This is a genomic window from Mycobacterium nebraskense (assembly GCF_002102255.1).
In the GTDB taxonomy this organism is placed as follows: domain Bacteria; phylum Actinomycetota; class Actinomycetes; order Mycobacteriales; family Mycobacteriaceae; genus Mycobacterium; species Mycobacterium nebraskense.
In genome coordinates, this window is sequence record NZ_LQPH01000150.1 from 24,311 (window position 1) to 38,941 (window position 14,631).

Consider the following 14,631-nt stretch of genomic DNA (forward strand, 5'->3'; position numbering starts at 1 on the left):
TACTTGCGACACACGCGCTTCGCGGTTAGCGAACCCCCGCGCGCCCCAGGCGTTCGCCCGGGCTTTCCCGGGCATGCCAGACTCAAACGATGTCGAGCAGGATCGTGATCGCCGGTGCCGGGGGGCAGCTGGGCAGCTATTTGCGGTCGTTGGCGGCCAGCCAGGGCCGCGACGTGCTGGCGCTGACGTCGTCCGAGTGGGACATCACCGACCCCGCCGCCGCCGAGCGGATCATCCAACGCGGCGACGTGGTGATCAACTGCGCGGCCTACACCAACGTCGACGCCGCCGAGGCCGACGAGGCCGGCGCCTACGCCGTCAACGCCATCGGCCCCGAGAACATCGCCCGCGCCTGCGCGCGCGCCGGCGCCCGGCTGATCCACGTCTCCACCGACTACGTCTTCGGTGGCAATTTTGACGGCGCGGCGCCACGCCCCTACGAGCCCGACGACGAAACCGCCCCGCTGGGCGTGTACGCCCGCAGCAAGCTTGCCGGGGAAAAGGCCGTCCTGGCGGCGCTGCCCGAGGCCGTCATCGTCCGGACCGCCTGGGTTTACACCGGCGATGACGGCAAGGACTTCGTCGCCGTCATGCGCCGCCTGGCCGCCGGGGACGACCCGGTGAAGGTGGTCGACGACCAGGTCGGGTCACCGACGTATGTGGGCGACCTGGCGGCCGCGCTGCTGCAGGTCGCCGACGACTGCGTGCCCGGCCCGATCCTGCACGCCGCCAACGAGGGCGCGGTGTCCCGCTTCGAGCAGACCCGGGCGATATTCGAGGAATGCGGCGCCGACCCGGCGCGGGTGCGGCCGGTCAGCACCGCGGAGTTTCCCCGCCCCGCACCGCGACCGAGCTATTCCGCGCTGTCGGGCCGGCAATCCGCCGCGGCGGGCCTTCGGCCGTTAAGGCCCTGGCGCGCTGCGCTTGTCGCGGCGCTGGCCGCCTCTGCCGGCGATCGACCGTTACCCTCTACGCGTGACTGACGTCCTGCCGGTCGTGACGGTAACCTACTCACCGGGCCCACACCTCGAGCGTTTCCTGGCCTCGCTGTCGCTGGCCACGGATCGCGCGGTCTGCGTGGTGATGGCCGACAACGGCTCCACCGACGGAACCCCGGAGGCCGCCGTCGAGCGCTACCCGAACGTGCGGTTGTTTCACACCGGGGCCAACCTCGGGTATGGCACCGCCATCAACCGCGCGGTCGCGCAGCTCGCCGAGACGCCGGAGGTCCACGACGCCTGGGTGATCGTGGCCAACCCGGACGTGCAGTGGGGTCCGGGCAGCATCGACGCCCTGCTGGATGCGGCCACCCGCTGGCCGCGTGCCGGCGCCCTTGGCCCGCTCATCCGCGACCCCGACGGCTCGGTGTACCCGTCGGCGCGCCACCTGCCCAGCCTGGTCCGGGGCGGCATGCACGCGGTGGTCGGCCCGATCTGGAAGCGCAATCCGTGGACGGCGGCGTATCGCCAAGAGCGGCTGGAGCCCACCGAACGTCCGGTGGGCTGGCTGTCGGGGTCGTGCCTGCTGGTCCGCCGGTCCGCGTTCGCTCAAGTCGGCGGGTTCGACGAGCGCTACTTCATGTATATGGAAGACGTCGACCTCGGAGACCGGCTCGGCCGGGCCGGCTGGCTGAGCGTCTACGTGCCGTCGGCCGAGGTGCTGCACCACAAGGGCCACTCCACCGGGGACGACCCGGCGAGCCACCTGGCGGCGCATCATCAGAGCACCTACATGTTCCTGGCCGACCGGCATCCGGGGTGGTGGCGGGCGCCGCTGCGCTGGGCGCTGTGGGCCTCGCTGGCGCTGCGTTCCCGCCTGATGGTGCGCAGTGCGTTGCGCAGTCGGAGACGGAAACTGGCGGAAGGGCGGCGCTGAGATGGCTAACCCGCAGGTCGATGCCGTGATTTTGGTCGGCGGCAAGGGCACCCGGCTGCGGCCGCTGACGCTGTCGGCGCCCAAGCCCATGCTGCCCACCGCAGGGCTGCCCTTTTTGACCCACTTGCTGTCGAGGATCGCCGCGGCGGGCATCGAGCACGTCATCCTGAGCACCTCGTATCAGGCCGCGGTGTTCGAGGCGGAGTTCGGCGACGGGTCCAAGCTGGGCCTGCAGATCGAGTACGTCACCGAGGAGCGGCCCCTGGGGACCGGCGGCGGCATCGCCAACGTCGCCGACCACCTGCGTCACGACACCGTGATGGTGTTCAACGGCGACGTGCTCTCGGGTTCCGACCTCAGCCAGATGATCGACTTCCACCGGGCCCAGCAGTCCGACGTCACCCTGCACCTGGTGCGGGTGGGCGACCCGCGGGCCTTCGGGTGCGTGACCACCGACGAGGACGGGCGGGTCACCGCCTTCTTGGAGAAGACGCAGGACCCGCCGACGGATCAGATCAACGCCGGCACGTATGTCTTCAAGCGCGCCATCATCGACCGGATCCCGCGCGGCCGGGAGGTGTCGGTGGAGCGCGAGGTGTTCCCGGCCCTGCTCTCCGATCCCGACGTGAAGGTGTGCGGCTACGTCGACGCCACCTACTGGCGGGACATGGGCACACCGGAAGACTTCGTGCGCGGGTCGGCGGACCTGGTGCGCGGGATCGCGCCGTCGCCGGCCCTGCACGGCCACCGCGGCGAGCAGCTGGTGCACGACGGCGCGGCGGTGTCGCCGGGCGCGGTGCTGATCGGCGGAACCGTCGTCGGGCGCGGCGCCGAGATCGGCCCCGGCGTCCGGCTGGACGGCGCGGTGATCTTCGACGGCGTCAAGGTCGAGGCCGGCAGCGTGATCGAGCGCTCGATCATCGGCTTCGGCGCGCGCATCGGCCCCCGGGCGCTGATCCGCGACGGCGTCATCGGCGACGGCGCCGACATCGGTGCGCGCTGCGAGCTGCTCCGCGGCGCCCGGGTCTGGCCCGGCGTTTCGATTCCCGACGGCGGCATCCGCTACTCGTCCGACGTCTAGGGCCCGTCTCTTCGCATCGAGCGTCACGCCAGCGTGACGCTCGATGGCGGCCGCCACGCTAGCGTGTCCCCCGCAAGCGGGCGGTGCCCCCAGCTCGGGACACCAAATAGGCCAAGGCGTGGTCGGTGCCGTCCGGCAACGCGTCGGCCGGCCACCACCGCAAGTCCTCCGACTCGTCGCTGATCGCGATCTGCGCACCGGCCGGCGCGTGCGCCACGAACTGCAGATCCAGGTGGCGGGTGGGTACGCCCAACGAGCAGGTGACCGGGTGGACGTGCACGGCGGCCAGCTCGGGCTCGATGCGCAACCCGTCGACGCCGGACTCCTCCGTGGCCTCGCGCAGCGCGGCGGCGACGACGTCGGCGTCGTCCTCGTCGCAGTGGCCGCCCAGCTGCACCCAGCGGCCCAAGCGGGGATGCAACGTCAGCAGTACCCGGTCGCCTGTGTGGTCGAGCACCAGCGCCGAGGCGGTGACGTGCCCCGGCACGCACTCGCGCCGACACGCGTCGGGACGGGCCAGCACGAACGCCAGGACCGCGTGCCGCAACGAATCCTGCGCGTCGTCGGGGGCCTGCCAGTCGGACAAGAGCGAGATCGCCGACTCACGGACGCTCACCGGGAACCCCGCCGTTTCCGGCGATCCCGCAGCGAGACCCAGGCCGCGCGGCATTGCGCCACCGTCTCGGGTCCCAGCCCCAGCCCGTCGATCAGGACTCGGCGGTCGACGAGATCGAGCGCCTTCTCGATCTCGTTGGCCTTCAACAGCAGGTCGACGTCGCAGGCGAGCTCGGCGCCGGCGAGCGCCGGTGGGGGAATGGGCAGCTGCTCGGCTTCGCGGGGTTCCAGCTCCAAGATGCCCCCGCCGTAACTGCGGCCGATGATCTCGGCGAAGGCGAACGTCACGCTGTTGTGGAACACCGCGGCCAGCGCCGTCGCGTCGACACCGGCGGCCAGCCGGACCCGGTGCACCGTGTCGGTGCTCGTCGCCGCGGCGGCGTTGACGGTCAGCCGCGGCGCCAAATGGATCTGGCGCAACATGAACAGGTCGGGGATCCACAGCGACGGCGTGCCCCACCACGGCTTGCGGATCGAGCACTTGTAGCCCTGGTCCACGCCGGCGGACTCACCGGCGTCGATGTGCGCGAGTAGGGCGGGGTCGACAGGGTCGCGCGGCGCGTTGAGCAGCCAGCCGCGGCGCCCGGCGGCGACATCGCTTGCCCGGCAATCGCTGTCATAGACCAGTCCGGACAGCTGCGCGCTGCGCGAGACGAGTGGGACACAGTGGGGCAGCAGCCCGAGTTCGCGGGCCTGCACATCGGTGAAGGTGAAGAAGCTGTTGCGGCCCGTCACGATGCCCACGTCCACGTCGGCGACCGACCCTAGCCGGGTCATGGCCGTCGACCCCTTGAGCTTTCGCAGCAGCCGGATCGCGGCCGGGTCCAGAAAGTACTTGGTCCACTTCTCGTTCTCGTGCAGCAGCGTGGGCGCCCAGGCGGCGTCCAGGTCCGCCCGCGCGAGCGAATCGGCGTCGGCGAGGTGGACCGTGCGGATCCGGGCCGGCACGGCGCCGGCGACCCCGCAGAACAAGACGACCTCCTGCAGGATGCCGTCGAACACCAATCGCTCGAACGTCAACAGCGTGATGTCACTGAATCGGCCCAGCAGGAACTCGCGCAGCTGTGCGGCATAGGTGACCTGGAGCAGCTCGGCGGGAAGAACCAACCCCACCCGGCCGCCATCGCGCACCAAGATCGAGCTCGCCACCACGAAGGGAACCCAGGCGTTGGTCAGCCGGGTGGGCCGCAGACCCGCGCGCCGCATCAGTTCCAGCGCGGGGTCGCGCTGCTCGGACGCCCAGTTGCCGAACCGGATGTAGGGCGGATTCCCCGCGACCCCGTCCCAGCCGCCGGGCTCGGTGGTGGCGAGCCAGGTGAACAGGTCGGCGGCGTCGACGGGCGCGAATTCCCGTGACTTGGCGGCCTCCTCGGCGACGAGCTCGACGCCGTGGACCCGACCGCCGAGGGCGGCCAGCTCGCGCAGGATCGCGCCGTCGCCGCAGGAGGGTTCCACGATGCGGGGTCCGGCCTCGCGAACCCACCGGGCCAGGAATCGGGCCACGGGCGTCGGCGTGTAGTAGCCGCCGCGGGCCTTGTCGGCGGACGCCACCGCCTTGCCCGCGAACCTCATGGGCTTAAGTATCTCCGAAAGGCGCGGCTCACTTGCGGATCAACAAATCCCCGGCATCCGCCGGGTCGCGGGGCCCGGCGGGTTCCTCGGGGTAGCCGATCGCGATCGCGCCCAACGGCTCCCAATCGCCGGGCAATTCGAGTTCGGCGCGCACCAGGTCGGCGGCGAAGATCGTCGAGCCGATCCAGCAACTGCCCACCCCCCGCACCGCCAAAGCGACCAACAGGGCCTGCACGGCCGCCCCGACCGCGACGGTGAACATGGTGTGCTCGGCGTCGGTGCGGGCGGCGTCGGGATAGGAGTGCGCGCCGTCGGGAACCAGCATCGGGATGACGACCTCGGGTGCGTCGTAAAGGACCTGGCCGCGCGCCACCCGGCGGTCTATCGCGTCGGCGGGCCGGCCGTCACCGGCGAGGTCGGACCGCCACTTGTCTTTCATGCGGTCCAGCATCCGCAGCCGGACGTCGTGAGCCTGCAGCCAGACGAACCGGACCGGGCGGGTGTGGTGCGGGGCCGGGGCCGTCAGCGCCTCGGCGACGGCGGCTTCGATCAGCTCGGGGGCGACCGGCTCGGCGCTGAACCGGCGCACCGATCGGCGCAACAGCTGGGCTTGCCGGCGCCCCATGTCGAGGGCCTCGGCGGTGCCGAGCCAGAACAGGTCCTCCTCGCCGGGCCGCAACAGTTGCCGGGCCGTCGAGCCGTCGTCGGCCACCGCAAGGCCGCGCACCACGGCCACCGGCATGGCGGTCAGTTTGCCCTTCACCAGATCGGCCGCCGCCGCGACCTCGTCGGCGACCGCGATCTCGGTGACCACCAGCTCGTTGCCGTGCCGGTCGACGGCCCCCGAATAGCCGTGCAGCACAGCCAGACCGGCCGAGCCCACCGCGGCGTCGATCTGGCCGGTGCGCCAGGCGCGGCCCATCGTGTCGGTGATGACCACGGCGACGTCGACGCCGAGGCGTTCGCGCAGCCCGGCGCGCAGCGCCGCGGCGCTGCCGTCCGGGTCGACCGGCAGCAGCGCCAGTTCGTCGCGGCCCACGTTGGACCCGTCCACGCCCGCGGCGGCCTGAATCAAACCGATGCGGTTCTCGGTGATCAGGGTGCGGCCCTTGCGCGCCAGCACGCGCACCGCCTCGGCGTCGATCAGCTTGCGCCGGAGTTGGTCGCGCTCCTCGGCGTCCTGCGGCGCCGGCACCAGCCGGCCCTCGCACTTGGACACCACCTTGCTGGTCACCACAACGACGTCGCGATCGCGCAGCCAGGGTGCGGCCGCGGCCAGCGCCGCGCTCAGGTCGTCGCCGGGCCGGAATTCGGGTAGCCCGGCGACGGGCAGGATTTCGATCGCCGCCCCGGTGCCATGTTCGGTCACGGGTTCACACCCGCAAGGTCGAGCCCGGCGCGGACCATCTCGGCCGTCGCCTTGGGGTCGGTCATCAACAGCGGCACCGCGTCCACGGCGACGCCCTCGATGTCGGCGTGATCGCCCTCGTGCACCAGCCAGCAATCCAGAATCCCGGTACCACGGCGCGCCCCGTAGTGCCGGCCGACCGCCTCTGCGGTGGATTCGACCCCGACCACCGACAGGCACGCATCGGCCATGCCGCGCAATGGTTTTCCGCCGATGATCGGTGAGTAGCCGACGATCGGAGCGGTCGCCGACCGCAACGCGGCGCGAATACCGGGGATGGCCAGGATGGCGCCGACGCTCACCACCGGGTTGGACGGCGCCAGCAGGATGACGTCGGCGTCGGCGATGGCCGCGACAGCTTCACTTGTGGCGGTGGCCTTTTCGGCGCCGACGAAAGCGAAGCTGTGCGTGGGCACGTCGGCCCGGTAGCGCACCCACCACTCCTGGAAGTGGATAGCCCGGCGGCTGCCGTCGTCCGGATCGGTGATCACCACGTGCGTCTCGCAGCGGTCGTCGCTCGCCGGCAGCAATCGGGCGCCGGGTTGCCAGCGGTCACACAGCGCCGTGGTGATCTGGGACAGCGGGTAGCCCGCGTTCAGCATCTGGGTGCGCACCAGGTGGGTGGCGATATCCCGGTCACCGAGTCCGAACCAGTCCGGCTGCACGCCGTAGCGCGCCAATTCCTCTTTGGCGTGCCAGGTTTCGTCGCGGTGACCCCACCCTCGCTCCGGGTCTACGCCTCCACCTAAGGTGTACATGCAGGTGTCCAAATCCGGGCAGACCCGCAGTCCATGAATCCAAGCGTCGTCGCCGATGTTGACGATTGCGCTAAGTTCGTGGTTGCCGGCTCCCGCATCTGGGTGCTGTTGCGTTTCGAACTGACCCAGCCCGAGCAACTGTTGAGTCCCCAGCAGGAAGCGGGCGCCGCCAACCCCACCGACAAGAACGGTGACCTTCACGTGGACGACAGTACTGCCCGACGACTGCTTGATGGCGGGCTCGTTACGCGGCCCCTAAGCCTAGTCGTGGACAGTGTGATCGACACGCCGAATGCGCAAAACAACGGAAACGCCGTAATTCGGTCACGAGATGGTATGGAAATGGGCCGTAGTGCTTGACCCGGCAGATTAACCCGTGTCTAATCACAACAGTGTCATTTCCCGGTTGGCCGGCCGGTTCCGGTGTCGCAGACCGAGATTCGATCACTTGTTCGAATTGTCGGTACACATCAGAAAAGTGGGAACCACTCACTCTCTCAATCAAACTGAGGAGGCGGACGACCGTATGTCTTACGAACATCTTCGAGGAGTCATGGCGAGCACGCCGCACACCCCTATCGGCTCAGCGCCGGTCCGACCCGCTCGGCCGCACCTGACCGTGGTTCCCGATGCGCCAGTCGCATTCGAGCCCGAGCCGATGCTGGCGCCCGTCGCGGACCAGTGGCAGGACCGGGCGCTGTGCGCCCAAACCGATCCCGAGGCCTTCTTCCCGGAGAAGGGCGGCTCCACCCGCGAGGCGAAGAAGATCTGCCTGGGGTGCGAGGTACGTCATGAGTGCCTGGAGTACGCCCTGGAGCATGACGAGCGCTTCGGCATTTGGGGCGGTCTCTCCGAGCGCGAGCGCCGCCGCCTCAAGCGCGGCATCATCTAACGCCGCGGCACAACGTTATTCGTCATCGATCGTCGGGTCGATGACCGACGGCTCGACATCGAGGTAGATGGCCACCTGGGCCACCAATATTTCGTGCAGCAAATCACCGAGCTCGACGGTGTCCTTGGCCCGTCGCTCAATCGGCTTGCGGAACAAGACAATTCGCGCCCGCGTGGCGTTGCCGCGGACGTCGACGCCGGCCGGGATCAATCGCGCCAGCGGGATCGGCCCGTCGGCGATGACCTCCGGCGGCCACTGCACGCTGTCGGGATCCTTGGCCGCGATGCGCGGAATCTCATCGACCGCCACGTCGAGCTCGGCGAGGCGGGCCTGCCAATGCCGCTCGATCGGTTCGTAGGCCTCCAGCACCGCCATGTCGAACCGCTCGGCCCGGCTGCGCCACCCGGGCACCGTCGGCGGCAGCAGCGGACCGCGCACATCGCGGCCCCGCCGGGAGGACCGATGGGAAGCGAATCGGCCCTGGGACCGATCTCTCCGCGGGGAGCTGCGCGAATCGCCCACGCGCCGATGGTAACGGTTGGACATCGGGGGCCGACCGATTGCGCGTGTCCGGCGCTTCACCGGCGTTTCCGCACGATAGCCTTTCGCTCGTGAACGTTCCCCGTCGCTGTTGCCGGCCCGGGTGTCCGCACTACGCCGTGGCGACCTTGACGTTCGTCTACTCGGACTCGACGGCAGTGGTGGGACCACTCGCGACCGCGCGGGAACCGCATTCGTGGGACCTGTGCGTCGGCCATGCCGGCCGGATCACCGCACCCCGCGGGTGGGATCTCGTGCGCCACGCCGGTCCCCTCCGTTCTGAGCCCACCCACCCTGACGAGGACGACCTGGTCGCCCTGGCCGACGCGGTGCGCGAAGGCGGCCCCGGCGAGCGCGCCGTGCCTTACGGCGGCACCGGCGCGCCCCGAAATGGCTTTGATGGCTTCGCCGACCCGCACATTCATCACGGCGGGGCCACCGCGCCCAGCAGTAGTGTGCTCGCGCCGCCGGAGCATCGGTCCGGCCGGCGCCGCGGGCATCTGCGGGTGTTGCCCGACCCCGGTGACTAGCCGTTCCGGCGTCGCACGCAACCCCCGCGCACCGCTGCGGTCCCGTGTTTCCCGGGGGCCGATAGGCTGACGGCCAAGAGGCTAGAAATCGATGGCGTCAGGAGGCCCCCGCATGTCTCGGCTCGCCGCGACTGTGCACCGCGTCGTCAAGGCTTACGACGTGCGAGGGCTGGTCGGCGAAGAGCTCGACGAGCCGCTGGTCACCGCTTTGGGTGGGGCCTTCGCCAAGCTGATGCGCGGCGAGGGTGCCCGGCAGGTGGCGATCGGACATGACATGCGCGACAGTTCGCCCACGCTGGCCGCGGCCTTCGCCTCCGGGGTGATGAGCCAGGGCCTGGACGTGGTGCGGATCGGCCTGGCCTCCACCGATCAGCTCTACTTCGCCTCCGGGTCGCTGGACTGCCCCGGCGCGATGTTCACCGCGAGCCACAACCCGGCCGCCTACAACGGGATCAAGCTGTGCCGGGCGGCTGCCAAGCCGGTCGGCGCCGACAGCGGCCTGCGCACCATCGCCGAGCAGGTCATCGCCGGCGTCGAGCGCTATGACGGACAACCCGGAATCATCACCGACCGCGACGTGCTGGACGACTATGGGACGTTCCTGCGTTCGCTGGTGAGCACCTCGGGGCTGCGGCCCCTGCGGGTGGCCGTGGACGCCGGCAACGGCATGGCCGGCCTCACCGCGCCCGCGGTGCTCGGCGCGATTGACTCGATCACCTTGCTGCCGTTGTACTTCGAGCTCGACGGCTCCTTCCCCAATCACGAGGCCAACCCGCTGGATCCGGCCAACCTGGCCGACCTGCAGGCGTACGTGCGCGACACCGGCGCCGATATCGGGCTGGCCTTCGACGGGGACGCCGACCGCTGCTTCGTCGTCGACGAACGCGGCCGGGCGGTGTCGCCCTCGACGGTGACCAGCCTGGTGGCCGCTCGCGAGCTGGGCCGGGAGATCGGCGCGACGATCATCCACAACGTGATCACGTCCCGGGCGGTGCCCGAGCTGGTCACCGAACGCGGCGGCACCCCGCTGCGCTCCCGCGTCGGACACTCCTATATCAAGGCGATGATGGCTGACACCGGCGCCATCTTCGGCGGGGAGCACTCGGCGCACTATTACTTCCGTGACTTCTGGGGTGCGGACTCCGGGATGCTGGCGGCGCTGCACGTGCTGGCCGCCCTCGGCGAGCAGGACCGGCCGTTGTCGGAGTTGACCGCCGACTACCAGCGCTACGAATCGTCCGGCGAGATCAACTTCACGGTGGCGGATGCCTCGCTGTGCACGGAGGCGGTGCTGAAGTCCTTCGGCAGCCGGATCCACTCCATCGACCACGTGGACGGGGTGACGGTGGATTTGGGCGACGGCAGCTGGTTCAACCTGCGCAGCTCCAACACCGAGCCGTTGCTGCGGCTCAACGTGGAGGGGCGCAGCACCGAGGACGTCGACGCGGTCGTTGCCCAGATCAGCGCCGAGATCGAGGCCCAGTCGGCGCCCGCAGAGGCCGCGCCGTGAACGCCGTCCGGGCGATCGATCTCGAGGACACCGAGGGTCTGCTCGCCGCCGACCGGGACGGCCTGCTGCGCTCGGCGTCGTCGGCCGGCGCGCAGGTGCGCGCGATTGCCGCCGCGGTCGACGAGGGCGCGCTGGATCCGCTGCGGGCCGACGACCGACCGCGCAGCCTGATCTGGGTCGCCGGCCGCGGGGCCGCCGAAGCCGCCGGCGCCATGCTGGCCGCGACGGTCGCCGGTGCGGCTTCCGAGCCGATCGCGCTGACCGCCGAGGTTCCGCCGTGGATCGGTCCGCTCGACGTGCTGATCGTCGCGGGCGACGATCCCGGCGATCCCGCGCTGGTCACCGCGGCCGTGACCGGGGTGCGCCGCGGGGCGCGGGTCGTCGTCGTCGCGCCGTACGAGGGTCCGCTGCGGGATTCCACCGCCGGCCGGGCGGCCGTGCTGGCGCCGCGGCTTCCGATCCCCGACGAGTTCGGGTTGTGCCGGTACCTGGCCGCCGGCCTGGCCGTCCTGCAAACCGTGGATCAGCGACCGGGCATCGATCTGCGGGCGCTGGCCGACGAGCTGGACGCCGAGGCCCTGCGCAACAGCGCGGGCCGCGAGCTGTTCACCAACCCGGCCAAGACGATTGCCGCGCGTATGGCGGACCGCCAGGTCGCGCTGGCCGGCGACTGCGCCGCGACGCTGGCGCTGGCCCGGCACGGCAGTTCGGTCCTGCTGCGAATCGCACACCAGGTGGTCGCCGCCTGCGGATTGTCGGACGCGGTCGTCGCGTTGCGCGCCGGGGTGTCCGGCGGCTTCCGGGACCCCGCCGACGCGCTCTTCCACGACGAGCAGATCGACGGGCCGCTGCCCCAGCGGCTGCTGGTGCTGGCCCTCACCTTGTCTGCCGAGCAGACGGTGGTGGCGGCCCGGACTGTCGGGCTCGACGACGTGTACCTGCTCGCCGCCGAAGACGTGCCCGACGGGCCCGGCGGCTCGGCCGGCTCGACGGTTGCGCCGGCGTTGGGCGGTGCCATCGGCGCCGAGCAGCAACTGGCAGTATTGGCCGTTCGACTGGAGATGGCCGCGGTTTACGCGCGCCTGGCGCGGGGATAGATAGAACAGTGGAACTGCTTCGCGGGGCCTTACGTACGTACGCCTGGGGATCGCGTACCGCCATAGCGGAATTCACCGGGCGTTCGGTTCCGGCCGCCCATCCGGAGGCCGAGCTCTGGTTCGGCGCGCATCCGGGCGACCCGGCCTGGCTGGAAACGGACACGGGCCAGACCTCATTGCTCGACGAGCTGGTCGCCGATCCGGAGGGGCAGCTCGGCCCCGGGGTGCGCGCCCGGTTCGGTGACGTGCTGCCGTTTCTGGTCAAGGTGCTCGCGGCCGACGAGCCGCTGTCCCTGCAGGCCCACCCGAGCGCGGCGCAGGCGGCCGAGGGTTACCTGCGCGAGGAGCGGCTGGGGATTCCGCTGTCCTCCCCGGTGCGCAACTACCGGGACACCTCGCACAAACCCGAGGTGCTCGTGGCGCTGCAGCCGTTCGAGGCGCTCGCCGGGTTCCGTCAGGTCGCCCGCACCGTCGAGCTGCTGCGGGCCCTGGCCGTCTCGGACCTCGACCCCTTCATCGACTTGCTCAACGACCAGTCCGACGCCGACGGTCTGCGTGCGCTGTTCACCACCTGGATCACCGCGCCGCAGCCCGACATCGACGTGCTGGTGCCCGCCGTGCTGGACGGTGCCATCCAGTACATCAGCTCCGGGGCAACGGAATTCGCCAGCGAAGTCAAGACGGTGCTGGAACTCGGGGAACGCTATCCCGGCGATGCCGGGGTGCTGGCGGCCCTGTTGCTGAACCGCATCACGCTGGCCCCGGGCGAGGCGATCTTCGTGTCGGCCGGCAGCCTGCACACCTACCTGCGCGGTTTCGCGGTGGAGGTCATGGCCAACTCCGACAACGTGTTACGCGGCGGCCTGACCCCCAAGCACGTCGACGTCCCCGAGCTGCTGCGGGTGCTCGACTTCACCCCGACCACCGAGGCGGAGGTGCGGTCCCACGTCCGCCGCGAGGGCTTCGGCCTGATCTACGAGACCCCGGCCGACGAGTTCGCGGTCGCGCTGCTGGAGCTCGACGGCGATTATCTGGGCCACGAGGTCGACGCCACGTGCAGCCACGAGGGTCCGCAGATCCTGCTGTGCACCGAGGGTTGCACGACCGTGCACGGCAAGTCCGGATCGCTGACGCTGCAACGGGGGATGGCCGCCTGGGTGGCGGCCGACGACGCCCCGATCCGGCTGGTCGCGCGCGAGCCCACCAAGCTGTTCAGGGCGACTGTCGGGCTGTGACTAGTCCCGATGGTGGCGACCCGCGTCGCCCGGTCCCCCGCGAGCGGGAGGTGCCCCCACCGCCGCGCTCGCGATCGCCACTGCCCGCCGGTGTTTGGCGGCCTGACGGCGCTCGCCCAGCCACAGCCGCAGGTTGTGCGCGATGGTCCGGCCGACGATGCGCGGCGGCGGAACCATATAGAGGCTGTCGAGCAGCGAGAACCGGCGCAAGAACCATTCCGCCAGAACCGGATCGGTCTCGGCGGCCCCCAGGAACTGGTCGAACAGCGCACCGACCGGCCGCCACCACCAGGGGATGGGTCCCTTGGTGCCGGCGTGGTGGAAGCTGACGTCGGCGATGGCGTTCATCGTCCAGACGGGGAAGGTGGTCTTGGCGGTGGCCCGGCTCAATTCCGCGGCCAGCTGATCGTCGGGGGCTCCCAGCGCGCGCCGCAGGTGACCGGCCTGCAGGGACGTCATCGTCATGCCCTGCCCGAAGGTCGGGTTGAAGCTGGCGACGGCATCGCCGAAGGGGATGATGCCGGCGGGGAAGCGATCCAGCTTGTCGTAGCGGCGCCACTTGCTGGCCGGAAAGGCGTGGAAAGCGGGTTCCCCCAACGGTTCGGCCTGCGCCAGCGCGGTGGTGACGTGGGCCGGGAGCAGCTCGTCGGCCAGGGCCAGCATCTCGGGGAAGGTTTGCGGCGGTTTGACGTCGGCCACCCCGAACGTGGTCAGCACCCAGGTGCCGTCCTCGTAACACAGCATGCCCAGCCCGAGCGACTTGTCGTGCGAGGCGCCGGCGACCACCACCTTCTCGGCGATCAGCCCTTCAGGGATGCGGAACTGCTGGGTGGCGTAGAAGATGCCGATGTCGAGGAGGTCTTCCCTCGGGCGCTCGTACCCCCATTGCGTCAACCACACCGGCAGCCGGGTGCCGCGACCCGCCGCGTCGACGACGAGGTCCGCGGCTACGAATTCTCGACATTCCGGGTCGCCGTTGTCGGCGTCGGCCGGATCCAACAGCACCCCGGTCACCCGCTGGCGCGACGGGTCGAACCGCGGTTCGACCACGGAACGCCGCACCATCGCAACGTTGTCCGTGTCCTGGACTCGTTTGCGCAACTGCCACTCCAAGTGCGGGCGGCTGGGCACATACGCGGTGAATTCGTCGCGCAGGGTGTGTGCGGTCCCGAGCACGTGGCCCGCGGCGCCGAGGTGAATGCAATCGGGCCGGTTCTCCAGCATGGGCACGCCCGCGGACACCATGTCTTCCAGTAGCCCGGGGAACAGGCTCTCGAACTCCATTGCGCCGCGGGCCATCAGCATGTGCAGGTGCCGGTCTTGCGGGACCGTCGCCCGGTTCGCCGGTGTGTCCGGCAATTCGTCGCGTTCGTAGACGGTGACGCGGGAAAAGGAATCCGAAAGCACCCGCGCCGCGCACAGGCCGGCGATGCTGCCCCCGATGACCACCGCATGGTCCCTGATGTTTGCTTTGGTGTCCGGCATCTCGGCAGAGTACCCAGTACTGTGACGGACCAA

14 protein-coding genes are annotated in these 14,631 nt (G+C 70.5%); 8 read left to right on the forward strand and 6 right to left on the reverse strand.

The window, feature by feature from the left end; all coding sequences use genetic code 11:
• Positions 1 to 89: 89 nt before the first annotated feature.
• Genes rfbD through manB form a run of 3 tightly spaced genes read left to right on the forward strand, consistent with a single transcriptional unit; the run spans position 90 to position 2,956 of the window.
• Complete coding sequence (rfbD, locus tag AWC17_RS21290; protein WP_047321998.1) at positions 90 to 983, forward strand: dTDP-4-dehydrorhamnose reductase; 894 nt, start codon at positions 90 to 92, stop codon at positions 981 to 983.
• The gene (locus AWC17_RS21295; RefSeq protein WP_046187272.1) at positions 976 to 1,875 is read left to right on the forward strand and encodes a glycosyltransferase family 2 protein; all 900 of its coding nucleotides are present in this window, start codon (positions 976 to 978) and stop codon (positions 1,873 to 1,875) included. Before rfbD ends, AWC17_RS21295 begins: the two co-directional genes overlap by 8 nt.
• Before the next feature lies 1 nt (position 1,876).
• Positions 1,877 to 2,956 carry a mannose-1-phosphate guanylyltransferase gene (gene manB / locus AWC17_RS21300; protein WP_047321999.1) on the forward strand — a complete coding sequence of 360 codons (1,080 nt, stop codon included), beginning with the start codon at positions 1,877 to 1,879 and terminating at the stop codon, positions 2,954 to 2,956.
• 58 nt (positions 2,957 to 3,014) lie between these two features.
• Here manB and AWC17_RS21305 read toward each other — a convergent pair whose 3' ends face one another.
• Genes AWC17_RS21305 through cofD form a run of 4 tightly spaced genes read right to left on the reverse strand, consistent with a single transcriptional unit; the run spans position 3,015 to position 7,510 of the window.
• Entirely contained in the window at positions 3,015 to 3,572 is a 558-nt protein-coding gene (locus AWC17_RS21305) for an NUDIX hydrolase (protein ID WP_197089724.1), read from the reverse strand.
• Positions 3,569 to 5,143, reverse strand: coding sequence for an Eco57I restriction-modification methylase domain-containing protein (locus AWC17_RS21310; RefSeq protein ID WP_085165069.1), 1,575 nt, complete (start codon positions 5,141 to 5,143; stop codon positions 3,569 to 3,571). Before AWC17_RS21310 ends, AWC17_RS21305 begins: the two co-directional genes overlap by 4 nt.
• Before the next feature lie 28 nt (positions 5,144 to 5,171).
• On the reverse strand, positions 5,172 to 6,512 hold the full coding sequence (locus AWC17_RS21315; RefSeq protein WP_085165070.1) for a coenzyme F420-0:L-glutamate ligase: 1,341 nt from the start codon (positions 6,510 to 6,512) through the stop codon (positions 5,172 to 5,174).
• On the reverse strand, positions 6,509 to 7,510 hold the full coding sequence (cofD, locus tag AWC17_RS21320; RefSeq protein ID WP_046187134.1) for a 2-phospho-L-lactate transferase: 1,002 nt from the start codon (positions 7,508 to 7,510) through the stop codon (positions 6,509 to 6,511). The genes AWC17_RS21315 and cofD overlap by 4 nt, the downstream gene beginning before the upstream one ends.
• Before the next feature lie 352 nt (positions 7,511 to 7,862).
• Here cofD and AWC17_RS21330 point away from each other — a divergent pair, with 352 nt between their 5' ends.
• Positions 7,863 to 8,201, forward strand: coding sequence for a WhiB family transcriptional regulator (locus AWC17_RS21330; RefSeq protein WP_082123244.1), 339 nt, complete (start codon positions 7,863 to 7,865; stop codon positions 8,199 to 8,201).
• 15 nt (positions 8,202 to 8,216) lie between these two features.
• Here the strand turns inward: AWC17_RS21330 and AWC17_RS21335 are convergent, their stop codons facing one another.
• The gene (locus AWC17_RS21335; RefSeq protein ID WP_047322002.1) at positions 8,217 to 8,639 is read right to left on the reverse strand and encodes a metallopeptidase family protein; all 423 of its coding nucleotides are present in this window, start codon (positions 8,637 to 8,639) and stop codon (positions 8,217 to 8,219) included.
• 173 nt (positions 8,640 to 8,812) lie between these two features.
• On the opposite strand from AWC17_RS21335, the gene AWC17_RS21340 reads away from it, so the two are divergent.
• The 4 genes from AWC17_RS21340 (at position 8,813) to manA (ending at position 13,113) form a co-directional block, all read left to right on the forward strand.
• Positions 8,813 to 9,271 carry a DUF3499 domain-containing protein gene (locus tag AWC17_RS21340; RefSeq protein ID WP_197089725.1) on the forward strand — a complete coding sequence of 153 codons (459 nt, stop codon included), beginning with the start codon at positions 8,813 to 8,815 and terminating at the stop codon, positions 9,269 to 9,271.
• 112 nt (positions 9,272 to 9,383) lie between these two features.
• Positions 9,384 to 10,781: a phosphomannomutase/phosphoglucomutase gene (locus AWC17_RS21345; RefSeq protein WP_046187264.1), complete on the forward strand. Its 1,398-nt coding sequence runs from the start codon at positions 9,384 to 9,386 to the stop codon at positions 10,779 to 10,781.
• Positions 10,778 to 11,878, forward strand: a complete 1,101-nt coding sequence (locus AWC17_RS21350; RefSeq protein WP_047322004.1) for a hypothetical protein — start codon at positions 10,778 to 10,780, stop codon at positions 11,876 to 11,878. The genes AWC17_RS21345 and AWC17_RS21350 overlap by 4 nt, the downstream gene beginning before the upstream one ends.
• Before the next feature lie 8 nt (positions 11,879 to 11,886).
• Positions 11,887 to 13,113 (forward strand): mannose-6-phosphate isomerase, class I, encoded by a 1,227-nt coding sequence (gene manA, locus AWC17_RS21355; protein WP_085165071.1) that lies wholly within the window; start codon positions 11,887 to 11,889, stop codon positions 13,111 to 13,113.
• On the opposite strand, the gene AWC17_RS21360 is transcribed toward manA, so the two are convergent.
• Positions 13,114 to 14,562, reverse strand: coding sequence for an FAD-dependent oxidoreductase (locus AWC17_RS21360; protein ID WP_231588633.1), 1,449 nt, complete (start codon positions 14,560 to 14,562; stop codon positions 13,114 to 13,116).
• Positions 14,563 to 14,631 lie beyond the last annotated feature (69 nt).